Annotated in this window: 23 protein-coding genes; 16 read left to right on the forward strand and 7 right to left on the reverse strand. The window is 71.5% G+C overall.

From position 1 onward, the window contains the following. The first annotated feature begins 62 nt into the window (after window positions 1–62). The 7 genes from ISP_RS05270 to ISP_RS05300 all read left to right on the forward strand — a co-directional run bounded on the left by ISP_RS05270 (window position 63) and on the right by ISP_RS05300 (window position 8,806). Window positions 63–848 carry an LOG family protein gene (locus tag ISP_RS05270; protein WP_013222950.1) on the forward strand — a complete coding sequence of 262 codons (786 nt, stop codon included), beginning with the start codon at window positions 63–65 and terminating at the stop codon, window positions 846–848. Beyond that, entirely contained in the window at window positions 848–1,432 is a 585-nt protein-coding gene (locus ISP_RS05275) for an LOG family protein (protein WP_013222951.1), read from the forward strand. Before ISP_RS05270 ends, ISP_RS05275 begins: the two co-directional genes overlap by 1 nt. Before the next feature lie 556 nt (window positions 1,433–1,988). Then, entirely contained in the window at window positions 1,989–3,626 is a 1,638-nt protein-coding gene (locus ISP_RS05280; protein WP_235190557.1) for a glycosyltransferase family 4 protein, read from the forward strand. Then, the gene (locus ISP_RS05285; protein ID WP_230468717.1) at window positions 3,611–4,522 is read left to right on the forward strand and encodes a glycosyltransferase family 2 protein; all 912 of its coding nucleotides are present in this window, start codon (window positions 3,611–3,613) and stop codon (window positions 4,520–4,522) included. The genes ISP_RS05280 and ISP_RS05285 overlap by 16 nt, the downstream gene beginning before the upstream one ends. 66 nt (window positions 4,523–4,588) lie before the next feature. Beyond that, entirely contained in the window at window positions 4,589–6,523 is a 1,935-nt protein-coding gene (locus ISP_RS05290) for a hypothetical protein (RefSeq protein WP_013222954.1), read from the forward strand. Between the two features lie 56 nt (window positions 6,524–6,579). Continuing rightward, a complete protein-coding gene (locus ISP_RS05295; protein WP_013222955.1) occupies window positions 6,580–7,899 on the forward strand; it encodes an acyltransferase family protein in 1,320 nt (439 codons plus the stop codon). Window positions 7,900–7,942: 43 nt separating this feature from the next. Continuing rightward, complete coding sequence (locus tag ISP_RS05300) at window positions 7,943–8,806, forward strand: class I SAM-dependent methyltransferase (RefSeq protein WP_013222956.1); 864 nt, start codon at window positions 7,943–7,945, stop codon at window positions 8,804–8,806. Window positions 8,807–8,809: 3 nt separating this feature from the next. Here the strand turns inward: ISP_RS05300 and ISP_RS05305 are convergent, their stop codons facing one another. Further along, window positions 8,810–9,484 (reverse strand): lysophospholipid acyltransferase family protein, encoded by a 675-nt coding sequence (locus ISP_RS05305; RefSeq protein ID WP_013222957.1) that lies wholly within the window; start codon window positions 9,482–9,484, stop codon window positions 8,810–8,812. A gap of 51 nt (window positions 9,485–9,535) precedes the next feature. On the opposite strand from ISP_RS05305, the gene ISP_RS05310 reads away from it, so the two are divergent. Next, window positions 9,536–10,438, forward strand: a complete 903-nt coding sequence (locus ISP_RS05310; protein WP_071831595.1) for a glucosyl-3-phosphoglycerate synthase — start codon at window positions 9,536–9,538, stop codon at window positions 10,436–10,438. On the opposite strand, the gene cydC is transcribed toward ISP_RS05310, so the two are convergent. The 4 genes from cydC to ISP_RS05330 are packed head-to-tail and all read right to left on the reverse strand — an operon-like array spanning window position 10,374 to window position 15,670. Further along, the gene (gene cydC / locus ISP_RS05315) at window positions 10,374–11,966 is read right to left on the reverse strand and encodes a thiol reductant ABC exporter subunit CydC (RefSeq protein WP_013222959.1); all 1,593 of its coding nucleotides are present in this window, start codon (window positions 11,964–11,966) and stop codon (window positions 10,374–10,376) included. The two genes, ISP_RS05310 and cydC, sit on opposite strands and share 65 nt — an antisense overlap. Next, window positions 11,963–13,510, reverse strand: coding sequence for a thiol reductant ABC exporter subunit CydD (cydD, locus tag ISP_RS05320; RefSeq protein WP_176742159.1), 1,548 nt, complete (start codon window positions 13,508–13,510; stop codon window positions 11,963–11,965). The genes cydC and cydD overlap by 4 nt, the downstream gene beginning before the upstream one ends. A gap of 9 nt (window positions 13,511–13,519) precedes the next feature. Next, window positions 13,520–14,506, reverse strand: a complete 987-nt coding sequence (locus ISP_RS05325) for a cytochrome d ubiquinol oxidase subunit II (RefSeq protein WP_013222961.1) — start codon at window positions 14,504–14,506, stop codon at window positions 13,520–13,522. A 3-nt stretch (window positions 14,507–14,509) separates the two neighbouring features. Beyond that, window positions 14,510–15,670, reverse strand: a complete 1,161-nt coding sequence (locus ISP_RS05330; RefSeq protein ID WP_013222962.1) for a cytochrome ubiquinol oxidase subunit I — start codon at window positions 15,668–15,670, stop codon at window positions 14,510–14,512. 60 nt (window positions 15,671–15,730) lie between these two features. Between ISP_RS05330 and ISP_RS05335 the strand changes: the two genes are divergently transcribed. Genes ISP_RS05335 through ISP_RS05355 form a run of 5 tightly spaced genes read left to right on the forward strand, consistent with a single transcriptional unit; the run spans window position 15,731 to window position 18,044 of the window. Then, entirely contained in the window at window positions 15,731–16,048 is a 318-nt protein-coding gene (locus ISP_RS05335; protein WP_013222963.1) for a helix-turn-helix transcriptional regulator, read from the forward strand. Next, window positions 16,045–16,713, forward strand: coding sequence for a permease prefix domain 1-containing protein (locus tag ISP_RS05340; protein WP_013222964.1), 669 nt, complete (start codon window positions 16,045–16,047; stop codon window positions 16,711–16,713). Before ISP_RS05335 ends, ISP_RS05340 begins: the two co-directional genes overlap by 4 nt. After that, on the forward strand, window positions 16,710–17,033 hold the full coding sequence (locus ISP_RS05345; RefSeq protein WP_013222965.1) for a DivIVA domain-containing protein: 324 nt from the start codon (window positions 16,710–16,712) through the stop codon (window positions 17,031–17,033). Before ISP_RS05340 ends, ISP_RS05345 begins: the two co-directional genes overlap by 4 nt. Continuing rightward, entirely contained in the window at window positions 17,030–17,488 is a 459-nt protein-coding gene (locus tag ISP_RS05350) for an SRPBCC family protein (RefSeq protein ID WP_013222966.1), read from the forward strand. The genes ISP_RS05345 and ISP_RS05350 overlap by 4 nt, the downstream gene beginning before the upstream one ends. After that, the gene (locus ISP_RS05355) at window positions 17,481–18,044 is read left to right on the forward strand and encodes a DNA-3-methyladenine glycosylase I (RefSeq protein WP_013222967.1); all 564 of its coding nucleotides are present in this window, start codon (window positions 17,481–17,483) and stop codon (window positions 18,042–18,044) included. The genes ISP_RS05350 and ISP_RS05355 overlap by 8 nt, the downstream gene beginning before the upstream one ends. A 20-nt stretch (window positions 18,045–18,064) precedes the next feature. Here ISP_RS05355 and ISP_RS05360 read toward each other — a convergent pair whose 3' ends face one another. Beyond that, window positions 18,065–18,859 (reverse strand): enoyl-CoA hydratase-related protein, encoded by a 795-nt coding sequence (locus tag ISP_RS05360; RefSeq protein WP_013222968.1) that lies wholly within the window; start codon window positions 18,857–18,859, stop codon window positions 18,065–18,067. 199 nt (window positions 18,860–19,058) lie between these two features. Between ISP_RS05360 and ISP_RS05365 the strand changes: the two genes are divergently transcribed. Both ISP_RS05365 and ISP_RS05370 read left to right on the forward strand, forming a co-directional pair. Continuing rightward, window positions 19,059–19,226: a DUF3117 domain-containing protein gene (locus ISP_RS05365; RefSeq protein WP_013222969.1), complete on the forward strand. Its 168-nt coding sequence runs from the start codon at window positions 19,059–19,061 to the stop codon at window positions 19,224–19,226. A gap of 90 nt (window positions 19,227–19,316) precedes the next feature. Continuing rightward, the gene (locus ISP_RS05370) at window positions 19,317–20,828 is read left to right on the forward strand and encodes a leucyl aminopeptidase family protein (protein ID WP_013222970.1); all 1,512 of its coding nucleotides are present in this window, start codon (window positions 19,317–19,319) and stop codon (window positions 20,826–20,828) included. On the opposite strand, the gene ISP_RS05375 is transcribed toward ISP_RS05370, so the two are convergent. Further along, the gene (locus ISP_RS05375; RefSeq protein ID WP_013222971.1) at window positions 20,753–21,718 is read right to left on the reverse strand and encodes a LysR family transcriptional regulator; all 966 of its coding nucleotides are present in this window, start codon (window positions 21,716–21,718) and stop codon (window positions 20,753–20,755) included. The genes ISP_RS05370 and ISP_RS05375 overlap by 76 nt on opposite strands. Before the next feature lie 62 nt (window positions 21,719–21,780). Between ISP_RS05375 and ISP_RS05380 the strand changes: the two genes are divergently transcribed. Continuing rightward, the gene (locus ISP_RS05380) at window positions 21,781–23,013 is read left to right on the forward strand and encodes an MFS transporter (protein ID WP_013222972.1); all 1,233 of its coding nucleotides are present in this window, start codon (window positions 21,781–21,783) and stop codon (window positions 23,011–23,013) included. Window positions 23,014–23,073 lie beyond the last annotated feature (60 nt).

Consider the following 23,073-nt stretch of genomic DNA (forward strand, 5'->3'; position numbering starts at 1 on the left):
TCGGCTTCACCTCCACGGCGCCGCTCGGCTTTTCCCTGGCGGCGAGGCCGTAGCATGGCGTAGTGAGTGAACAGTCTGAATTCCCCGACGGCCAGTACCCCGAGCGTCCGGTCGAGCGCCAGAAGGGCCCGGTCGTGCTGCGCGGCGACCGCCGTGACCAGGGCAGCACGACCGACCAGCGGCTGCTCGACTCGCGGGGGCCCACCGACTGGGTGCACACCGACCCGTGGCGCGTGCTGCGGATCCAGGCCGAGTTCGTCGAGGGCTTCGGCGCGCTCGCCGAGGTTCCGCGCGCGGTCACGGTGTTCGGCTCGGCCCGCACCAAGCGCGACAACCCGGAGTACGAGCTGGGCCGCAAGATCGGCGGGGCGCTGGCCAACGCCGGCTTCGCGGTGATGACCGGCGGCGGCCCGGGCGCGATGGAGGCGGTCAACCGCGGCGCGGCCGAGGCCGGCGGCTTCTCCGTCGGGCTCGGCATCGAGCTGCCGTTCGAGCAGGGCCTGAACCCGTGGGTCGACCTCGGTGTCAACTTCCGCTACTTCTTCGCCCGCAAGACGATGTTCATCAAGTATTCGCAGGCCTTCATCTGCCTGCCCGGCGGCTTCGGCACGCTCGACGAGCTGTTCGAGGCGCTGACCCTGGTGCAGACGAAGAAGGTCACGAAGTTCCCGGTGGTGCTCTTCGGCAGCGACTACTGGGGCGGCCTCTACGACTGGATCGCCAAGACCGTGCAGGCCGAGGGCAAGATCAGCCCGCACGACCTGGACCTGCTGCACGTCACCGACGACATCGACGACGCCGTCCGCGTGGTGCAGGAGTCCTACCAGGCGTGGGAGGACACGCACTGATGCGGCGGATCTGTGTCTTCTGCGGGTCGTCGATGGGCATCTCGCCGCGCTACGCCGAGCAGGCGGCCGCGCTCGGGAAGCTGCTGGCCCAGCGCGGCATCGGCCTGGTCTACGGCGGCGCGAGCGTCGGCACGATGGGCGTGGTCGCCGACGCCGCGCTGGCCGCGGGCGGCGAGGTGATCGGCGTCATCCCGGAGGCGCTCTCCAGCGTCGAGATCGCGCACGCCGGGCTGACCGAGCTGCACGTCGTCGCGGACATGCACGAGCGCAAGGCCAAGATGGCGGCCCTCTCCGACGGCTTCCTCGCGCTGCCGGGCGGCGCGGGCACCCTGGAAGAGCTGTTCGAGGTCTGGACGTGGGCCCAGCTCGGCCTGCACGGCAAGCCGATCGGCCTGGTCGACGTCGACGGGTACTACGCGCCCCTGATGACGTTCGCCGACCACATGGTCACCGAGGGCTTCCTCAAGGACGGCTACCGGCAGCTCCTGCTCGCCGACGCCGACCCGGCCGCCCTGCTCGACCGGTTCGAAACGTACGAGCCGCCCGCGCCGCCGAAGTGGGCGAAGGAAGCGCCGGGGATCTGAGGGGCGTGGCCGGGGTCGCCGGCCGGGCCGGAACCCCAGGCTCCGGGCCGGCCGCCTCGGCGATGATTCGCCGAGGTTGCCGTCATGTTTCCGCAACGGTGTTGTGCAATTCGTGCGCTTTAAATCTGCGTAAGTTGTCCTACGGCAACAAAAGTGCCGGACTCCGGGGCGCGGTGTGCCGGCCGCCGACGCGTCGGGTCTCGGTTCCCTCACGCGCCGGCGGGCAGGGCGGTCCCGACCTGCGGACGCCGTGGGTGGCGGCCCCGGGTGGACGGGCCGAGGCGCCCGGTTCGGCAGCCGGAAACGAGCCGCCGGCCCATTCCGGTAGCATCCTGCTGGTTTGGTGAGCTGAATCTCCTGTCACCCTGCGCAACGGGAACCCGCGTGCAGATGGGTGACTTTTGACCCCTATAGTGTGGTTCTGCGTAGCGCCGTCGGGGGTCAGTCAGGCGCTTGCCCGAAGCCGGATGAACCGATTTCGGCCAGCTTCGTGGAGCAGCAATGTTTCGTGGTTGGTCAGAGCTTTCCGAAAGGGAAACAGACTGATGGGGCGGGCGTGAGTACCGATTTGCTGGCTGAGACGTTCGAAGTGGTCGAAGACCGTGGTGTCGGTCTCGTCGGGGATGGTGCCCTCGACGAGCGGGAACGCCGGTTGGTCATCGGCGCGGCCAACTACCACTCGCTGGTGCGACGCGGCGCGACACTGCGCCTGACCGTCGTCCGGGCGCTGCACCTGGGCTACCCGTCGCTGACCGACGAGCGCTGCCTGCACATCGGCTGGACCCAGGACCGCGAGTCGGTCGGTTCGGTGATCGTGCGCAGCCTGGTCGCTCCCGAATCCGGCACGCACGCTCCGGACGGGTTCGTGGACCTCGTCATCGACGTCGGCGGCAAGCCGGTGGTGCAGAACGCCTACCAGCAGCTCAACGGCCCGATCGGCAAGGCCAAGAAGCTGGTCCGCTCGCGGGTCCCGTTCCAGTACGACCACCTGCGCCAGCTGCGCACCGACGTCGTCGAGCGGCGCATGCGGTCGGCGCAGCTGCCGCGGCGGCTGCCGGTCGCCGGCAACACGAACTACCACCGCGCGGCCACCACCACCCGGCCCGCCATCCTGTTCGGCCTGCACTGGCTCGAGCTCGGCGGCGCGGAGCGCTGGGCGCTGGACTGCATCCAGCTGGCCAAGGAAGCCGGCTTCGTCCCGATCGTCGTCACCGACCGGGACTCGGCCCACCCGTGGATCACCCGGCCCGAGTTCAATGACACGGTGATCATCCCGATCACCCACCCGATCAAGCTGGGCACCGATGCCGCCTTGTTCAGCGGGCTGTTCGCGGCCTTCGACATCCGCGGCATCCACGTGCACCACAACACCTGGCTCTACGACCGGCTGTCCTGGGTGAAGTCGGTCTGGCCGGACGTCCCGGTCGTCGATTCGCAGCACGTCCTGGAGTGGCGGACCGGCGGTTTCGTCGACCACGCCGTCCAGGTCTCGGCGATGATCGACCAGCACCACGTGATCTCCCCGCAGCTGCGCGACTACCTCGTCCACCGGCAGGGCATCGCGGCGGACAAGGTGGTCCTCGCCACCCTGGCGAACGCCACCACCGCCGGGATCACCCCGGACACCGTCGAAGCCGAGGCGAAGTCCACGCCGTTCACGGTGAGCTACATCGGGCGCTTCCACCAGCAGAAGCGGCCGCACGTGTTCATGAAGCTCGCCGCCGAGCTCAAGAAGTCGTCGCCGGTCCCGGTGCGGTTCATCATCCAGGGCGAGGGCGAGCTCGCCGACGAGGTGCACGCCCTGCGCGGCCGGCTGGGCCTGACCGACGTGCTCGAGGTCCGCGCGGCGGACCACCCGGTCAAGGACACGCTGGCCGAGACCGACGTCCTGGTCGTCACCTCGGAGAACGAGGGCCTGACCCTGACGACCTTCGAGGCCACCGCCGCCGGGGTCCCGGTGGTCTCGTCCGACGTGGGCTCGCAGGCTTCGGTGGTCCCCGAGGGACTGCTGTGCCCGCGGCACCCGTACGCTTTCGTGCGGCAGGCGGCCGAGAAGATCCGGACCATGATGTCTTCGCCGGAACAGCGCAAGCGCTGGTTCGAGGAACAGGCCGCCAAGAACGAGGCCTTCGCCAAGCTGCCCAAGGCCAGCGCCTGGGCCACGGACCTGTACCAAGGGTGGAAGAAGCAGTGAACAAGGTCGCCGCGGTCGTCGTCACCTTCAACCGCAAGGACAAGCTCCGCAAGGTGCTCGACCATGTCCTCGCCCAGAGTCACGCGCCCGAGTGGGTCGTGGTCGTCGACAACGCGTCGACCGACGGCACCGACGCGCTGCTCGCGTCGTACGCGACCGACCCGCGGGTCACCGTGCTGAGCCTGTCCGAGAACACCGGCGGCGCCGGCGGCTTCTCGGCGGGCATGGCCAAGGGCTACGAGCTGGGCGCCGACTTCCTGTGGATCATGGACGACGACTGCTACCCGCGGCCGGACGCCCTCGAAGAGCTGGTCAACGGCCTCGACAAGGCCGAGCAGACCCTCGGCCACCAGATGCCCTTCGCCTGCTCCGTGGTGAAGTGGACCGACGGCGGCATCTGCGAGATGAACAACCCCGGCACGACCTGGGACTGGGGGCGGCTGCTCTCGCTCGGGCAGCAGGCGGTGCTCGTCAACCACTGCTCGTTCGTGTCCGTGCTGGTCCCGCGCTGGGCGCTGACCCGCTTCGGGCTGCCGCTGACCGAGTACTTCATCTGGTTCGACGACATGGAGTACACCCTGCGCATCTCCCGGGCCGCGCCCGGCGTCCAGGTGCTGACCAGCGTCGTCGTGCACGACCTCCCGGAGAACCGCGGGGTGAACTTCGGCCAGATCAACCACCAGAACGTCTGGAAGTACGAGTACGGCGCCCGCAACGAACTGTCCTACCGGCTGCACCACGAAAACCCGTTCGCGGCCGCCGGGTTCGCCGTCCGCGTGCTCCGGGGCATGGCGCAGGGACACGTTTCCCGCGCGCTGCGGCTGCGCATCGTGAAGAGCCTGTTGCGCGGTGTGAAGTTCGACCCGAAGCCGAAGCTGCCGCGTTCGGTGCTCTAAGCCCAGCTCGGATCCGCCCCGCGGCCGTTGCCGCGCGAGTCGTGCCCGTCGTTCAGGAGAACCACGATGAAAGACCTGGTCAAGGACCCGGCGCCGGTGACCGGCCAGGACGTCGGGCCGGCCGGCGGGGAAGCTGCCGGGGACACCGGGTCGCGCAAGCTCGGTGACCGGTTCCGCGCTTGGCGTCTCGTGGTCGAGGCCCCCTCGCGGGCCACGCTCCTGATCAGCGGGCTGCTCACCATCCTCACCTGGCAGCTGCCGGCGTTCTCGCCCATCGAACCCAAGGGCGACTACGACTACGGGCTGCTGATCGCGATGGCGCGGCACTTCGGCCTGAGCTTCGGCGACCGGATCGCGACGACCTACGGGCCGCTGTACTTCCTGGCGATCCCGTCCACCACCGTCCGGGCCGAGGTGGCCGTCGGCTTCCTCTTCTGGTTCGTGTTCACGACCGGCTGCCTGGCCGCCTGCTTCCAGGCGTTCCAGGGCCGGATCGGCACCCGGTGGGCGTGGGTGGCCTGCGGGGCGCTCGCGGTGAGCTTCAGCATCGTGCCCCTCACCGGCGTCATCACCGCCACGCCCGGGTTCGTCGCGGTGCTGGCCGTCTGCCACGCCCTCGGCCTGCTGCCGAAGTGGGCGGAACGCGCGTTCCCGGTGGTGATGGGCCTGGTGACCGCGGCCATGCTGCTGACCAAGTTCTCGGTCGGGCTGATGTGCGGCCCCATCGTGCTCGGCGCGGTGCTCGTCCGGCCCGGCCGGCGGCTGCGGGAGTTCGCGGAGTTCGCGGTGTCCGGTGTGGTCGGCCTGGTCCTGCTCTGGATCGTCGCGGGGCAGCCGCCGACGCAGGTGGTGCAGTACGTCGTCCGCGCGCTCTCGGTCGGCAGCGGGCACGCGCAGTCGATGGGCCTCGAGCCGACGAACAGCGCGTGGGAGTACCTGGTCGCCGCCGCGGTGACGATCGTGCTGGCCGTCGGCGTGGCCCGGATCAAGGTGGACGGCTGGCGCTGGCCCCTGTGGCTGGGCCTGCTCGCCGCCGGCTGGCTGCTGTTCAAACAGGGTTTCGTGCGGCACGACTCGCACTCCGCGCAGTACTTCGCCGTGCTGTTCGCGCTCGGCGTGCTGTTCGCCGTGCTGCAGCGCAGCGCGGTGCTGGCGATGGTCGCGGCCGTCTCGCTGCTGGCCCAGGCGGCCAGCTTCGGCGGCGGCCTGTGGACGATCGACCCGGTCCACTCGCTGCACACCTTCGCCGACGGGGCCACGATCGTCGCGTCCGGCTCACACCGGGACGCCGTCCAGGAGGACGCGCGGGCGGAGCTGCGCAAGCGCACCGACATCCCGCAGCGGTTCCTGACCCGGATCGGCACGCAGCCGGTCCGCTCCGAGCCGTTCGACCAGGCCATCGCCTGGACCTACGGGCTGACCCCGGCGATCCCGCCGACGCTGCTGAACTACGGCGCCTACACCGAGCTGCTCGACAAGATGAACGAGTCCTGGATCGCCGACGACGTCAACGCGCCCCGGTTCGTCATCCGCGAGAACACCCGGATCACGCTCGACGGCCGGTTCGCGCTCTGGGACCCGCCGCGGACGGAGCTCGCCGAGACCTGCCGGTACACCCTGGTCGACTCCACGGATCGCTGGCAGCTGCTCGAGCGCGGCCCGAACCGGTGCGGCGCCGAGCGGGAGCTGTCCAGCACGCACCTGGCCGCCGGGCAGTCCGTCCCGGTGCCCACGGCCGCCGACGGCGTGGTCGTCGCCCGGGTGTACCCGGAACAGTCGCTGGCCGAGCGCGCGTGGGGATTCCTCTTCAAGCCGGACGACCTGAACGTCAGTCTCGACGGCGAGGCCTTCCGGCTGCCCTGGACGCACAGCGACGCGCCGCTGATGGTCTCGGCGCCGCAGGAACCGTCCGTCAAGCTGGCCGGACGGCCGCTGCAGGCGGGGAACCTGTCGATGAGCGCACCGGGACGCGTGGTGTTCTCCGTGGTCGGCCGGAAGTGACCCGGCCCGGCTCGCCGGCCCAGATCGAACACCCGGAACGCGAAGGAAGCCCGACGATGGACGCAGACAACGGCCGTGTGCTGACGGTGCCCCCGGCCGCGGCCTCGTCGGTGGTCGTCGACGGCGCCGCCGCGCCGAAGACCGCCGAAAAGCCCGCGCGGCGCGGGCCGGTCGCGCACATCGGCCAGCTCACCGGCATCCGCGCGGTCGCCGCGTTGTGGGTGCTCACCTTCCACTTCCGGCCGGAGCTGCTGAAGGCGTTCGGGTTCCTGTACCCGCTGGTCCCCGTCTTCAACGTGGGCTACCTCGGGGTGGACCTGTTCTTCGTGCTCAGCGGCTTCATCCTGACCTTGACCCACCTCGACCGGATGGCCGAGAACTGGGGACCGAAGAAGATGGCCGGCTTCCTGTGGCTGCGGCTGTCCCGGATCTGGCCGGTGCTGTTCTTCATGCTGCTCGTGTGGGGCGCCTACCACGCTTTCTCGGTGGAGGCGAACAACGACGGCCGGCTGCAGGCCGCGTTGGACCCGTCCCGCTTCCTGTCGCACGTGTTCCTGGTGCACGCCTGGAGCACGGCCCACCACGACTGGAACCCGGTCGACTGGTCGCTGAGCGCCGAATGGCTGGCCTACCTGGTCTTCACCGTGCTGGTGGTGATCCTGGCCCGGATGCTCGTCCACGTCAGCTCCCGGGCGCTGCTGGTGACGGCCGGAGTGCTCACGGTGCCGATGGTGGTCATCGGCACGGGCTTCCAGGACGGCAGCGACCTGCTGTGGAACGGCGACACCATCGTCGCGGGGATCGTCCCGTTGCGGGTGCTCACCGAGTTCTTCGCGGGCGCGGTAGTCGCCCTGCTGGTGATGCGGCACGGTTCGACCGTGAAGCTGCCCTGGTTCCTGAAGCCGACCACGATCCTGGTGGCGATCGTCGTGGTCGTCTACGCCGTGCAGCGGTGGGACCCGGCGCCGAGGTTCCGCTTCGACCAGGACTGGCGGATCAACGGCCACCTCATGTGGGGCTCGACCGAGACCGTGGTCGTGGTGCCGCTGTTCCTGCTGCTGATCGGTTCGCTCGCGGTCAGCCGCCGGGACCCGGCGACCAGGCTGCTGGCCAGCCGGGTGCTGGTGTGGGGTGGGAAGATCTCCTTCTCGCTGTACATGGTGCACTGGCTGTTCCTCGACCTGGCGCGCAAGATGATCTACTCGAAGCTCGCCATCCCCGAACAGCTGTCCGGGTGGCAGAGCTGGCCGTTCCGCACTACCGTGCTCGTGGCGATCGGGCTGGCGGTGCTGAGTGCCCACCTGGTGTACAGGTTCGTCGAAGAGCCCTGCCGCCGGATCATGCGTACTCTGCTGCCCTCATCGATGAGGGTGTGAGCGTCGCGGGCCACGGCCTGGACGCGGATCGGAAGGACATTGCATGCGCGACCTCATTCGCCGGAGCCTGCGCGCCGACCGGCTTCGCCGTTCCCTGCGTGACAAGGTCGCACGGGCGGTCGAAGAAGCGGTCGGCCGGCACTTCGCCGAGCAGTCGGCCAGACTGGACGACCTGAGCCAGGAGGTCGCCGAGCTGCGGCGGCAGCTGCCCGCGGAGGCCGGCGTCCAGACCGAGCGGGTGGTCGAGCGGGTGATCGAGCACATCAGCCACGTCGAGCACCGCGTCCGCCGTGACCTGGAGTTCGCGGGGGAGACCGAGGCGGCGCAGCGCAGTGCCGCGTTCGTCCGGGACCACATGAAGACCGCCCGTCCGTTCCCGTCGCCGCACAGCACGCTCGAATACGGCCTGTCACTCGCTCCCGAAGGTGGCCTGGCGCTCGAGTTCGGCGTGTATTCGGGCACCACGTTGAAGATCATCGCCCAGGCCCGCGGCGGCGAGTCGGTGTACGGCTTCGATTCGTTCGAAGGGCTGCCGGAAACGTGGCGCGCGGGCTACCCCGCCGGGACGTTCGACATGGACAGCCTGCCCGACGTGCCGGGTGCCGAGCTGGTCGTCGGCTGGTTCGACGACGTGCTCCCCGGCTTCCTCGAGGCGCACCCCGGTCCGGTGGACCTGCTGCACGTCGACTGTGACCTGTACTCCTCGACGAAGACCGTCCTCGAACTGGTCGGCCCGCGCCTGCGGCCGGGCTCGATCGTCGTGTTCGACGAGTACTTCAACTACTCCGGCTGGCAGGAGCACGAGCACCGGGCGTGGCTGGAGCACGTCGAGCAGGCCGGGATCAAGTTCGAGTACCTGGCGTACACGGCCGACCACGAGCAGGTCGTCGTGAAGGTGCTCGGCTGACGCTCAGGCCACGCCTTCGCTCGGCCGCTTGTGGTAGGTGTCGACGTACTCCTGGCCGGAGAGCTCCAGGATCGCGTACATCACCTCGTCGGTGACCGACCGGCGGATGGCGGGCGCGTAGTCCTGGCCTTCGTAGCGCGAGAAGTCCAGCGGCTTGCCGAACGTGATGCCGATCTTCGCCAGGCGCGGGATGCGGGCGCCCTTCGGCTGGAGGTTCTCGGTGCCGGTCAGCGCGACCGGCACCACCTTCGCGCCGGTCGCCAGGGCCAGCGCCCCGACACCGGTGTGGCCGCGGTGCAGCCGGCCGTCCAGTGACCGGGTGCCCTCGGGGTAGATCGCGAAGACGCCGCCCGCGTCGAGCACCTTGCGGGCGGCCTCCAGAGCGGCGAGCCCGGCCTGGGCGTTGCCGCGCTCGACCGGGACGTAGCCGAGGCCGCCGAGGAACCCGGCCAGCGCCTTGCCCTTGAGGCCCTTGCCGGCGAAGTACTCCGCCTTGCCGAGGAACTTGACCTGCCGCGGGGTCGCGAAGGTGATCACGCCGGTGTCGAGGGCGGCGCGGTGGTTGGCCGCCAGGAGCACCGGGCCGCTGAGCGGCACGTTCTCCACGCCGTGCACCGCGGGCCGGTACACCGCCCGGACGAGCGGTCCCAGCACGAACCGGACAAGCAGCGCGATCAAGTGGTCCTCCTCTTCGGTGGCGGTGCCCCCAGCATGGCACGATCGTTACTCGTGAGTTGGTTCGAGCGGCGTACGTGGCAGGAGCCTGGGTGGACACCCGCGGACATCGTGGCCGCGAAGGGTGACCGGACGGTTTCGGTGGTGCTACCGGCACTGGACGAAGAGGAGACCGTGGGTGACGTCGTCGCGTCGGTCCGCCCGCTTCTCGGCTCGGTCGTCGACGAGCTGATCGTCATGGACTCGGGTTCCGCCGACGCGACCGCCGAAACCGCCGCGGCCGCGGGGGCGCGGGTGGTCCGCCGCGAGGACGTCCTGCCGGACCTGCCGCCGGTGCCGGGCAAGGGCGAGGTGCTGTGGCGTTCGCTGGCCGCGACCAGCGGCGACCTCGTCGTCTTCCTCGACTCCGATCTGGTCGAGCCGGACCCGGCGTTCGTGCCGTCGCTGCTCGGGCCGCTGGTCTGCGAAAGCGGCGTCCACCTGGTCAAGGGCTTCTACCGCCGTCCGCTGCGGCTGGAGAGCAGCGGCGGCGGGCGCGTCACCGAGCTGCTGGCGCGGCCGGTGCTCTCGGCGTTGCGACCCGCCCTCGGCGGGCTGATCCAGCCCCTCGGCGGCGAGTACGCGGGCACGCGCGCGTTCCTCGAGTCGGTGCCGTTCGCCGCCGGCTACGGCGTCGAAATCGGGCTGCTGCTCGACGCCGAAGCGCGGTACGGCCTCGACGGGCTCGCGCAGGTCAACCTGGGTGTCCGCAAGCACCGGAACCGCTCGCTGGCCCAGCTCGGGGTGATGTCCCGCCAGATCCTCGGCACGGCTTTGGACCGCTGCGGCGTCCTGGCCGCCGACGCGCCGTTCACGCAGTTCGTGCCGGTGGACGGGGAGTGGCTGCCGGACGTCACGGACGTCCGCGTCGCCGACCGGCCGCCGATGCGGGAAGTGCTCGCCCGTCCTCGAGGGTGATGACCTCGTCGAAGCCGTCGAGGTGCTCGGGACGGTGGGTGACGAGCACCACGCTGCCCCTCGCCTCCGCGAGAACGCGCTTCAGGACGGCGTCGCCGTGGGCGGGATCGAGGCCTTCGACGGGCTCGTCGAGCACGAGGACCGCCGGGGCGGCCAGGACGGCCCGGGCCAGGATCAGCCGCTGGCGCTGACCGCCGGACAGCGCGTCGCCGTCCGGGCCGGTCTCGCGGTCGAGGGCCAGGTCGAATCCGGCGGTTTCGCAGGCGCCCGCCAGTTCTTCGTCGGTTGCGTCCGGTTTGGCGAGCAGGAGGTTTTCGCGGACGGTCGTGTGGAAGACGTGCGCGTCGGCTTCGGCACCCGAGATGATCTTCGGCAGGTCGGCGTACTCGCCGAGCGGGTGGCCGTCGAGCGTCACCCGGCCTTCGGTCGGGGGCTGGCTGCCGAGCAGGAGACGCAGGAGGGTCGTCTTCCCGGCACCGCTGGGGCCGAGGATCCCGACGCGCTTGCCCGGCGGCAGGTCGAGGTCGACGTCCCGGAGCACCGGGGCCCGCCCGGGGTGGCGCACGCCGGCTTGCTCCAGCCGGAAGCGGCCTGCCCGGGCGGTGCGGGTCCCGGCCGGGACGGCGGGTTCGTCCAGCACGGCGCGCACCCGGGAGGCGGCGGCGCGGATCTCCGGAACCCGCGCGGCGGCCCCGATCAGCGGGAGGACGACCTCGAAGGCCGTCATGGCGGCGAGGGTGAGCGCGGCCGTCCAGGGCACCGAGGCACGGCAGAGCAGCCCGACGCCGACGGCGGTGACCAGCTGGACGAGCACCCCGGTGGCGGTGAGCAGGGCCGTCCGGCCGGCGGCCGCCCGCTCACCGGCGGTGATCCGGTGCACGACGTCCACGGCTCTTCGCTGGTGTTCTTCGAGTGCGCCGGCGGCGAGGAGTTCCCGGTGCCCGGTGACGAGCTCGACGGCTCGTTCGGCGAGTTCGGCCCGGTTCGGGGCGCTTGCCCGGGCGGCCTCGGTGGTGCGGCGGATGACCAGCCACGGGAGCAGGGCTCCGGCGGTGAGCAGCCCGGCGGCGAGCGTTGCGGCCGCCGGCATCGACGCGGTGGCGGTGACGGCGACCGCCGCGGTGCCCACGATCGCGGCGACCCCGGCGGGCAGGAGCCACCGCAGGACGGCGTCCTGCAGTGCGTCCACATCGGACACCAGCCGGGTGACCAGATCGCCGCCGGAGTACCGGGTTCCGGGCAAGAGAGCTTGGTAAACACGGGTTCTCAGCGAGCCGAGCCAGCGCAGGACGACCTCGTGCCCGGCGAGCCGTTCGGCGTACCGCAGGCCACCGCGCAGCAGGGCGAGGGTGCGGACGGCGACGATGGCGACGGTGAGCGCGGCGAGCGGGGGCCGCTCGGCGGCGCGGAGCAGCAGCCAGGCGGCGGTGGCCATGAGCGCGAGGGCGGCGAGTTCGGCGGCCGCTCCGAGGAGGGCGGCGCGAAGCAGGCGGATCAGGTCTTTGCGGGAGAAGGCCCAGGTGCTCACGCGGCCACCTCCGGGCGAACCCGGCCGCCGCGGAGTTCGATCACCCGGTCCGCCAGCGAGACCATCGCCGGGCGGTGGGCCACCAGGACCGCCGTGCGGCCCGGCAGCAACCGCCGGGTGGCCGACAGGACGGCGTCCTCGGTCCGGGAATCCAGCCGGGCGGTCGGTTCGTCCAGCAGCACCAGCCCCGCCGAGGTCCGCGCCAGCGCACGGGCCAAGCCGATCCGCTGCCGCTGGCCGGCCGACACCACCTCGCCCACCGGCGTCTCGAACCCCTGCGGCAACCCGGCCGCCAGGGAGTCCAGCGCCGCCGCGCGGGCCGCGAACGGGACGTCCGCCGACGGCAGGCCCAGGGCGATGTTCGAAGCCAGCGACCCCCGGAACAACGTCGGTCGCTGCGGGACCCAAGCGACGTCTTCCAGCCAGGCCGCCGGTGCCAGCGACCGCAGGTCGACCCCGTCCACCAGCACCCGGCCCGAACTGGGCGGCACGAATCCCAGCAGCACCGCCAGCAGCGTGCTCTTGCCCGAGCCGCTCGGCCCCACGACCGCGATCCGCGATCCGGCAGGCACCGCCAAGTCCACTTCGGACAACGCGGGAACACCTTCGTAGGAAACGGAGACCCGTTCCAAGACCAGCGAAGGCGCCCCCCGTCGCCGCGCGGAAACCGCGGAACGCGGAGAAACCACCGGAGCGGACAGGGCCTCCCGCAAGGCCGTCAGCCCCTCCGCCGCCGCGTGGAACTTCGCGCCCGCCGCCCGCAGCGGCAGGTACGCCTCGGGCGTCAGCACCAGGATCAGCAGCGCCGAACGCGCGTCCAGGTCGCCCGAAAGCAGCCGGAACCCGATTGGCACCGCGACCAGCGCGACCGAAAGCGTCGCCACCAGCTCCAGCACCAGCGCCGAGAGGAACGCCACCCGCAGCGTCTTCATGGTCGCGTCCGCGTGGGCGGACGCCATGGAACGGACCGTCGCCGCCTGCGCGGCCGCCCGGCCGAACACCTTCAACGTCCCCAGCCCGCGCACGACGTCCAGGAAATGCCCGCCCAGCTTCGTCAGCAGCTCCCACTGGACGGACGCCTTGGCCTGTTTACCGACCAGGACGGCGAACACCGGGATCAGCGGCAAGGTGACGACCACGACGAGCGCGGAGACCAGGTCCGCGGTGAACAGCCGCACGATCACCGCGGCCGGCACCACCACCGACACGACCAGCGAAGGCAGGTACCCGGTCAGGTAGCTGTCCGTGGCGTCGACACCGCGCGTCACCTGTGTCGCGACGACGCCCGCGCGGTCCGAAGCCGACCTGAGCAGCCGTTGTCGCAGGGCATCGCGGACCGACACGGCAAACCGTCCACTGAGGACACCGTGGCCCCAGGAAAGCCCCGCTCGTGCGGCGATGGCCACAAGTAGCGGCAGCGAAACCCCGCCGCCGGTGAGCAGCGTGGCGAGCCCTTCGGCTTGCAGGAGCACGGAAAACGCGGTGAGCACGCCGAGCAGGCTCAGCACGTTGAGGTACCGCCGGAGTCCGGGTAACGCAGGCACGGCGTCTCCCTAGAAGTGCAGCAGCGAGCGCTGGTCGACGGGACGGCGGTGCGCACGCCAGGTCAGCCACTGCACCACCAGCAGCACCAGCAACGCGGGGGGCGCGAACCAGGCCAGCACCGCGAACGTCTCCGGCGCCGTCGCCGCCTGGCCGGCCGTCAGCGCGTACCCCGGAGCAGTCAGCACAGCCGGGAACCGCAGGGTCCCGGCGAGCAGCGCCGGACAGGCCGAAAGCACCATCGACCCGACGAGCGCGACCCGGTACCGCCGCGCCGCCAGCCCGAGCCGGGCGACGGCGAAAGCCGCGAAGGCCACCCCGGCTACGGCCGCGCCGAACCCGCGGACGCCGTCCAGCGCGAAGACGCCCCACGCCGTGGCGATCACCAGGAACGTGAACACCGGTGCGGAGAACGCGCGGGCCAGGCGCACCGCGCGGCCGGTCAGCTCGGCCGGCCCCCGCACCGCCAGGAAAGCCGCGCCCTGCCAGCAGAACAGCGCGACGAACCCGAGCCCCCACAACGCGGCGTAGGGCGAAAACAACGCGAGCACGTCCCCCGAAGGCGAGCCGTCGGGCGACAGCGGCAGCCCGAGCACCAGGTTGCCGAGGAACAGGCCCCACGACAGCGCCGTCACCAGCGCGCCGCCGACGATGCCCGCCGTCCAGGCGCCGCGGCGGGCGTCCGGGCGGCGGCTGCGCAGCTGCATCGACGCGGTGAACGTCGTCAGGCCGAGCAGCAGCGTCACGACCAGGACGTACGCCCCGGCGAACACCTTCTCCTCCAGGTGCGGGAACGCGCCGAACAGCAGGCCGACGGCCGCCACCAGCCACACCTCGTTGGCCAGGAAGAACGGCCCGAGCGCGCCGAGCGTCTGCCGTCGCCGCCGTTCGCCGGACTCGAAGCCGGGAAGGAGCATGCCGACGCCGTAGTCGTACCCCGCGAGCGCGAAGTACCCGCAGGTCAGCAGGCCGAGCACACACCACCAGAAAGTCGCCATCGGTCAGACTCCGCTCAGGACGGGCAGTTCGGCGGCCGCTTCGGCCGGGTCCGGGCCGCGCTTGGCGACCCGCGCCAGGAGCACCCAGTCGGCCACCGCGAGCGCGGCGAACAGCAGTGAGAAAGCGATGAAGGAGAACAGGATCTGGCCGGCGGGGACGTCCGCGATCGCGTCGGCGGTCCGCAGCTTCCCCCAGACCAGCCACGGCTGGCGGCCGAGCTCGCGCACCAGCCAGCCGAGGATCGCGGCCACGAACGGCAGCGGGATCGCCGCGACCATCAGGTAGTGCAGGAACCGGGCCCGCGTCACCCAGTTCCGGATCAGCAGGACCGTGCCGGCGATCGAGCAGAGGAACATGAGGAACCCGAGCCCGATCATGGCGCCCAGCGGCGCGCCGACGACACTCATGCCGAGCTTGTCCGGCTGGTACGTCTTCAGCTCCCCGAACTGCGCGAACCCCTGGTTGACCACGAAGATCGACCCGGCGAGCGCGGCCACCACGCCGAGCCGCATCGAGCGGCGGAAGAACTCCACCTCGGTGGTGCGCTTGAGGAAGTGCCACGCGCTGACACCGACGACGAAGAACCCGCCGGTCACCAGCGCGGCGCCGAGCACGTGTGGCAGGGACGCGACCAGCGCCGGGTTGGTGAACAGCGCGCCGAAGTCGTCGAGGCGCAGCGTGCCGCCCTCGACGTGGCTGCCGACCGGGTTCTGCAGGAACGAGTTGGCCAGCATGATGAACAGCGCCGAGGCGTACGCGGTCAGCGTGACCAGCCAGATCAGCGTCAGGTGCAGCCACCGGGGCAGCCGCCCGAAGCCGAAGATCCACAGGCCGAGGAAGGTCGATTCGAGGAAGAACGCGACCAGTGTCTCGATGGCCAGCGGCGCACCGAAGACGTCGCCGGCGAAGGCCGACAGGCCGGTCCAGGTCAGCCCGAACTGGAACTCCATCACGATGCCGGTGACGATCCCGAGCGCGTAGTTGATCACGTACAGGCGGCCCCAGAACCGCGTCATCCGCAGGAGCTCGGGCTTGCCGCCGAGCGTCCAGCGCGTCTGCATCACGGCCACCAGCGTGACCAGCCCCAGCGTGAGCAGCACGAACAGGAAGTGGAACGAGGTCGTCGTCGCGAACTGGAGTCTCGCGACCGGGAGTGCGTTCATGTAGACAGGCTACACATAGCCTGCCTACATGTAGCCAGTCGAGGTGTAGGCTGCGTACCCATGAAGGCGGACACCCTGCGCGGCCACCTCGACGCGTTGCTGCTGGCCGTGCTCGACGGCCGGAAACTGCACGGCTACGCGATCATCGAAGCGCTCCAGCTGCGCACCGACGGCGCGCTCGACCTGCCGACCGGCACCGTGTACCCGGCCCTGCGCCGGCTCGAGCGGGCCGGCTGGCTGGCCAGCGAATGGGACGTCGTGTCCGGCCGCAAGCGGCGGACCTACCGGCTCACCCGCTCCGGCGAGCAGGCCCTGCAGGCCGAACGCGTGGAGTGGCGGGAGTTCACCGCGGTCATCGGGGGAGTGCTGGAAGCATGATCGACGCGTATCTGGGGGAGCTGGACCGCAGGCTGCACGGCTGCGGCCGCTTCAAGGCCGACCTGCTCGAAGAGGCTCGCGACGGGCTGCACGACGCCGCCGACGCCTACCGCGCGGGCGGCTGGAGCGAGGAGGACGCGCAGCGCCGGGCGGTCGCCGACTTCGGCCCGGCGGCCGTCGTCGCCCGCGACTACCAGGCCGAGCTGGGCATGCTCAGCGGCGTCCGCACGCTGTGGAAGCTCGTGCTGGGCGTCCCGGCGATGCAGATCGCGTGGGACTACGCCCGCATCCTCACTTTCGGCGAGTGGACAAAGCTGTCGACGCCCACACCGGAGTGGTACAAGGTGATCGCCCACGCCACCCACGGTGCCGTCTTCGTGGTGCCGGTGATCGGCCTGATCGCCCTGCTCGGCACCCGCTGGCTCAGCCGCCGCCTCGACGCCGTCCGGCTCGCCCGGTTCTGTGGCGGCCTGATCGCGCTGGCCGTCGGCATCAACCTCGCCTCGGTCGGGCTGGTCATCGGCTCGACCGGTTTCGTCGACGTCTCGCGGCTGTTCTTGAGCGTCCCGTGCGTGCTGTTGATGATCGCCTGGGTGCTGCTTTCGATCCGGCTCGTCGTGCTCGCGAGACGTTCCTGGGGTGGGTATGCCACGATCGTCGCGTGACGACCGCGCTGATCTACCTCGTAGTCATGCTGCTGGTGGCGGCCGTGGTGTTCCTGCTCGCCGCGGTGGTGTTCGGCCGGGGTGAGGAGCTCGCCCCGCTGCCGCCGGGCAGCTCGCCCACCCGCCTGCCCGCCGAGGACATCACCGGCGAGGACCTGGCCGACGTCCGGTTCCAGCTGGTGCTGCGCGGCTACAAGATGTCCGAAGTGGACTGGGTGATGCGGCGCCTCGGCGTCGAGCTCGACGAGCTGCGCGCCCGCGTGACCGAGCTGGAGCAGCGCGAACGCGAGCGGGAGAGTTCGTCCGAGGCCGCCCCGTGACGGACCTGATCCTCTCGGTCGACGTCCGCGCCCCGGCGGGGACGACCTGGCTCGCGCTGACGGACTGGGCGCGCCAGGGCGAGTGGATGCTCGGCACCGAGGTCGAGGTGATCGAGGGCAACGGCCGCAGCGTCGGCTCGCGGTTGTCGGCGTTCACCGGGGTGGCCGGCCTCGGCTTCACCGACACCATGGAGATCACCAGCTGGGAGCCGCCGGTCCGGTGCGGGGTCCGGCACCTCGGCAGCTTCGTGGCCGGCACCGGCGTGTTCCAGGTGGTGCCGAAGGGCGCGACGCGCTCGACGTTCGTCTGGGCCGAGCACCTGCGGCTGCCGTTCGGCCCGCTGGGCCGGCTCGGCTGGCCGGTCGTGCGGCCGGTGTTCGCACTGGGGGTGCGCCAGTCGCTGCGGCGGTTCGCGCGGTTCGCGGAGAACTATTCGGTGGGCGGGGATGAGTGAGCTGATCGGCGCCGACGGCGTCTCGCGGTGCGGCTGGGGCAATTCGACCCCGGACTACGCCGAGTACCACGACAAGGAGTGGGGCGTCCCGCTCCACGGCCAGGACGAGCTGTACGAGCGGCTGTGCCTCGAGTCGTTCCAGTCGGGGCTGTCGTGGATCACGATCCTGCGCAAGCGCGAAGGCTTCCGGAAGGCGTTCAAGCAGTTCAAGCCGGCGAAGGTGGCGAAGTTCGGCGACGCCGACGTCGAGCGGCTGATGCAGGACGCGTCGATCGTGCGGAACCGGGCGAAGATCCTGGCCGCGATCACGAACGCGCGGGCCATCGCTTCGCTCGATACCCCGCTGGACGACCTGCTGTGGTCGTTCGCGCCCGCCTCGCACGAGCGCCCCGCGTCGATGTCCGACGTCCCGGCCATCACCGCCGAGTCCAAGGCGATGGCGAAGGAACTGAAGAAGCGCGGCTTCGTCTTCCTCGGCCCGACGACCTGCTACGCGCTGATGCAGGCCACCGGCATGGTCGACGACCACGTCGCCGGCTGCTTCCGGGCGCTCTGAGCCCGGAAGCAGCCGCGGCGTCACTTGCCCTGGAAGGCCGGCTTGCGCTTGCCGACGAAGGCCTCGACGGCCTCGGAGTGGTCGGCCGTCGCGCCGAGCGCGGTCTGGGCGGCGTCCTCGGCGTCGAGCGCCTCTTCGAACGTCGACTGCGCGGCCAGGTTGAGCACGCCCTTGATCTTCGCGTAGGCGACGGTCGGCCCGGCCGCCAGCTTCGCCGCCACCTGCTGGGCGCGGGCGGCGAGTTCGGCGTCCGGCACGACCTCGCCGACCAGGCCGAGCCGCAGCGCCTCGGCCGCGTCGACGGTCCGGGCCAGCAGCATCAGCTCAGCGGCGCGGCCGTAGCCGACCAGCCGCTGCAGCGTCCACGACGCGCCCGAATCCGGGCCTAGCCCGACGTTGGCGAAGGCCATCAGGAACGACGACGACTCGGCGGCGATCCGCAGGTCACTGGCGTAGGCGAAGGCCGCTCCGGCGCCGGCGGCGGTGCCGTTGACCGCCGCGATCACCGGCTTCGGCATCGCCGCGATCGTCTTGACGATCGGGTTGTAGTGCTCCTTCACGGTGTGTAGCGGGGCGGGGTCACCCGCTTGCAGCAACCCCACGTGTTCCTTCAAGTCCTGCCCGGCACAGAACGCCTTGCCCGATCCGGTCAGCACGACCGCGCGGACTCCCTTGTCGTCCGCCGCCTCGCGCAGTGCCGCGAGCAGTGCTTCCTTCAGCTCGACGGTCAGCGAGTTGTACGCCTGCGGCCGGTTGAGGGTCAGGGTGCGCACCCCGTCGGCGTCGGCGGTCAACAGGACGTCGGATGTGGTCACGTCTTCTCCTTGCGCGGAAAACTTCGGTCGGCCGAGAGTCTTTCACCTCGCGCGGGCCGCATACCAGCACCGATACGGCGGCAAAAGATCCCCTCCGCTGATGCGCCCGGCCGCTGATGAGGGACAATGGACAGCAGACCCGGCTGGCTTTCACGCGAGCGCGACCCGGGCGCGCCGGTTGAGACGGAGGGAGCACGCTATGGCGGCCATGAAGCCCCGGACCGGAGATGGTCCCCTCGAAGTGACTAAGGAGGGACGGGGCCTCGTGATGCGCGTACCGCTCGAGGGTGGTGGGCGACTCGTCGTCGAACTCTCCGCGGAAGAAGCGAAAGACCTCGGCGCCGCTTTGGCGGAGGTCACCGGCTGAGCCGACTCCCTCGATCCGTCCTTCCGTCGCACCCCGGTCTCCCTTCGGAGGCCGGGGTCGCGGTTCCTCTGCGCCCGAAGGTTGCTCACTGTGCGTAATCCGCTACCGCCCGTTCCGGCTACTCTGCTCGACATCGAGGTCGCGGGGGAGCTCCGCCGCGGCGTCCCGACGGCCCGGCTGGTGGCCGCGCCCGACAACGATGACGTCGAGCCGTTGGAGATCGAGGGCGTCCGGATCACCGGCAAGGCGGGCGACGTGCAGACGGTGCCCGGCGACGGGACCCGCTGGGTCGCCGGACTGGGCGGCGGCGAGCCGAAGGAGTACCGCAAGACCGGCGCGGCGCTGGTCCGCGCGGTGAATTCGGCCTTGGCCGAGGACCTGGAGGCTTTTGGGGGGTCCGGGTGGCGGAGCCCCCGGCCCGAGGCGAAGCCTCGGATGTCACAGAGTGGGGGCAAGGCGTTCCGCGCGGTGCAGCTGGCGTTGCCCGAAGAGGCGTCCGGCGAGCACGTCACCGAGCTCGTGCTGGGCCTCCTGCTGGGTGGCTACCGGTACAAGGTCTCCGGCGACGACCCGAAGCCGTCGGTGCGGACGGTCCGGCTCGTGGGGGAGGACTCCGCGCTGCCCGAGCTGGTCGCGCGCGCTTCGGTGCTGGCCGCGGCGACGGCGCTGACCCGCGACCTCGCGAACACCCCGTCCAACGTGAAGACGCCGGCCTGGCTGGCCGACACGGCCGCTCGCGTGGCCGGGCCGCGCGTCGAGGTGACGGTGCGGGACGAGAAGTGGCTCGCGGCGGAGGGCTTCGGCGGCGTCCTGGCGGTCGGCGGCGGTTCCGCGCGGCCGCCGCGGCTGATCGAGATGGCGTACAAGCCGTCGGGGGCCGCGCCGCATCTGCTGCTGGTCGGCAAGGGCATCACGTTCGACACGGGCGGCCTGTCGATCAAGCCGGCCGAGGGCATGCACCTGATGCGCACGGACATGGCGGGCGGCGCGGCGGTGATCGCGGCGATCCGCGCCGTCGCGGCGCTGGGCCTGCCGGTCCGCGTGACGGCGCTGGTCCCGTGCGCGGAAAACCACGTGTCGGGCTCGTCGTACCGCCCGGGCGACATCGTCCGGCACTACGGCGGCAAGACGACCGAGGTCGGCAACACGGACGCGGAGGGCCGGATGGTCCTGGCGGACGCGCTGGCCTACGGGATCCGCCGGTTCACCCCGGACTACGTGGTCGACGCGGCGACGCTGACCGGCGCGATGAAGGTCTCGCTGGGCCTGCGCACCGGCGGGCTGTTCGCCTCGGACGACTCGTTGGCCGCCGCGGTCGTTTCGGCCGGCTCGCGAGTGGGCGAGGCCTGGTGGCGGATGCCGCTGGTGGAGGACTACGCGGAGAACGTCCGCGGCGAGTTCGGCGACGTCCGCCAGACCCCGGGCGGCCCGGGCGGCATCACGGCGGCGTTGTTCCTGCGGGAGTTCACGGCGGGCCTGCCGTGGGCGCACCTGGACATCGCGGGACCGGCCCGGTCGGAGAAGAACTACGACGAAGTGGTCCCGGGGGCGACCGGGTTCGCGGCGCGGACGCTGGTGGAGCTGGCGGCTTCGCTGGGCTGACGGCTCGCGAGGACGTGCTCGCGGAAGCCGGTGACCGCCGGGGTCATCGGCTCGTCCGCCCGCCACGCCAGCCCGATCGTCCGATACGGCGGCGGCGACAACGGCACCTCGGCCACGCCCGCCGGGCTGCCCAGCCCGAACCGCGGCAGCAGCGCCACCCCGAGCCCGGCCGCCACCAGGCCGCGGACGGTGTCCGACTCCTGGCCTTCGAACGCGATCCGCGGCGCGAAGCCCGCCGCCGCGCAGAGCTCGTCCGTCAGCGTCCGGACCCCGTACCCCGGCTCGAGCAGCACGAACTCCTCGTCCGCCAGCTCGGCCACCCGCACCGAAGCCCGGCCGGCCAGCCGGTGCTCCGCCGGCACCGACAGCAGGATCTCCTGGTCCACCAGGCCCACGCAGGCCAGGGCCGGAACGTCGGGCAGTGGCGCCAGCAGCGCCAGGTCCAGCTCGCCGCCCACCAGCCGGTCGACCATGTCCTGCCGCGAACCCTGCACCAGCGTGAACCGCACTCCGGGGTAGCGCGCCCGGTGGCCGCGCAGCAGCGAGGGCACCAGCGACCGCCCGAGCAGGTGCAGGAAGCCCAGCACCACGTGCCCCGACTCCGGCGAGACCTCCTCGCGCGCCAGCCGGACGCCGGTGTCGAGCGCCGCCAGCCCGCGTTCGGCCGCCTCGGCCAGGAGTTCCGCCGCGCGGGTGAGCCGGATGCCGCGGCCGTCCGGGACCGTCAGCGGGGCGCCCAGCGCGTCCGCCAGCGCCGCGAGCCGCCGGCTCACCGTCGGCTGCGGCACGCCCAGCAGTTCGGCCGCGCGTGTGACGTTCCTCGTCTCCCGGAGGGCGGCGAGCAACGGCAGGTGGGGCGCGACCTGCGCGGACAGCGAGTCATACGTCACCGCATGAATTCTGCCAGCTCAGTGCATTAGACGTATTGGTTAGTCGTGCTTACTTTCAGGACGTGACTTCCACCCGCCGAGTCAAGACCGCCGTCGCCGCGGCCGGAATCTCCTCGTTCGCCCTGCTCTACGCGCCGCAGCCGGTGCTGCCGCAGCTGGCGGCGCAGTACCACCTCGACCCCGGCGGCGCGGCGCTCGCGGTCAGCGTCGCGACCGGCGCGCTCGCCATCGCGGTCCTGCCGATCGCGGCGCTGTCCGAAGTGGTCGGCCGCCGCCCGGTGATCTTGACGTCGGTCGTCGCTTCGGTCGTGTTCGGCCTGCTGCTCCCGCTGATGCCGACGTACCCGGCGCTGCTGGTCCTGCGCGCGCTGCAGGGCATCGCGATCGCCGGCTTCCCCGGGGTGGCGGCCGCCTACCTGGCCGAACGCCTCGGCCGGGCGGGCGTCGCGGCGGCGGTCGGCGCGATGATCGCCGGCAACACGGTCGGCGGCATGCTCGGCAGGCTGGCCAGCGGGTTCACCGCCGGCCCGCTCGGCTGGCGCGGCGCGCTGTTCGTCGTCGCGGGTGTGGGGGCGGTGTGCTCGGCGGTCACCGTCGTGACGCTGCCGCCGGGCACCCGTGCCGCCGGGGCCGCCCGGGTGCGCGACGTCACAAGGGGGCTGGTCACGGCGCTGAGCAAGCCGGTGCTGCTCGCCCAGTACGCCGTCGCGCTGCTCGCGATGGGCTCGTTCGTCGCCCTGTACAACGCCGCGGGCTTCCGGCTGACCGGGGAGCCGCTGGACCTCTCGCCGGCGATCGCTTCGCTGGTCTTCCTCGCGTATGCGAGCGGCTCGGTGTCCTCGGCGGCGGCCGGGCGCTTGGTGGCGCGGGTGGGCCGCCGCCGGGCCCTGGTCGGGGCGCTGCTGCTGACGGCCGCGGGCGCGGCGCTGACGCTGCCGAATTCGTTGCCGCTGGTCATCACCGGGTTTCTGATCCTGACCTGCGCATTCTTCGCCGCGCACGCGGTCGCGAACGGCTGGGCGGCGGCGGACGCGCCCGAGAACGCCCGCGGTCAGGTGGGCGGCATGTACACGGCGACGTACTACCTGGGCAGCAGCGTGGGCGGCGCTGCCGGGGCGTGGGTGTACGGGCACGCGGGCTGGCCGTGGCTGATCGCGCTGGTGGCGGGGTGGCTGCTGCTCGCGGTGGCGGCGGTGGGAGCCGGGACCAGAAATGCCCCCACCCTCCCCGGCAGGGTTCCGGCAAAGTTTTTTGGCCTGGTTGCAGGGCGGGCACGGTCCTCGTTGATCATGTGATTGTCTAGGTCCCATGATCGTCTGAGAGAGCCGTGCCCGCTGCGCAATCGTGCCTGATCC

Source organism: Amycolatopsis mediterranei (genome assembly GCF_026017845.1).
Lineage (GTDB): Bacteria > Actinomycetota > Actinomycetes > Mycobacteriales > Pseudonocardiaceae > Amycolatopsis > Amycolatopsis mediterranei.

What these genes read in the sequence shown, in the direction of transcription:
- ISP_RS05275 (WP_013222951.1), top strand. Translation starts at nt 848, where the DNA reads ATGCGGCGGATCTGTGTCTTCTGCGGGTCGTCGATGGGCATCTCGCCG.
- ISP_RS05295 (WP_013222955.1), top strand. Translation starts at nt 6,580, where the DNA reads ATGGACGCAGACAACGGCCGTGTGCTGACGGTGCCCCCGGCCGCGGCC.
- ISP_RS05330 (WP_013222962.1), bottom strand. Translation starts at nt 15,670, where the DNA reads ATGAACGCACTCCCGGTCGCGAGACTCCAGTTCGCGACGACGACCTCG.
- ISP_RS05340 (WP_013222964.1), top strand. Translation starts at nt 16,045, where the DNA reads ATGATCGACGCGTATCTGGGGGAGCTGGACCGCAGGCTGCACGGCTGC.
- ISP_RS05325 (WP_013222961.1), bottom strand. Translation starts at nt 14,506, where the DNA reads ATGGCGACTTTCTGGTGGTGTGTGCTCGGCCTGCTGACCTGCGGGTAC.
- ISP_RS05355 (WP_013222967.1), top strand. Translation starts at nt 17,481, where the DNA reads ATGAGTGAGCTGATCGGCGCCGACGGCGTCTCGCGGTGCGGCTGGGGC.
- ISP_RS05300 (WP_013222956.1), top strand. Translation starts at nt 7,943, where the DNA reads ATGCGCGACCTCATTCGCCGGAGCCTGCGCGCCGACCGGCTTCGCCGT.
- ISP_RS05365 (WP_013222969.1), top strand. Translation starts at nt 19,059, where the DNA reads ATGGCGGCCATGAAGCCCCGGACCGGAGATGGTCCCCTCGAAGTGACT.
- ISP_RS05335 (WP_013222963.1), top strand. Translation starts at nt 15,731, where the DNA reads ATGAAGGCGGACACCCTGCGCGGCCACCTCGACGCGTTGCTGCTGGCC.
- ISP_RS05290 (WP_013222954.1), top strand. Translation starts at nt 4,589, where the DNA reads ATGAAAGACCTGGTCAAGGACCCGGCGCCGGTGACCGGCCAGGACGTC.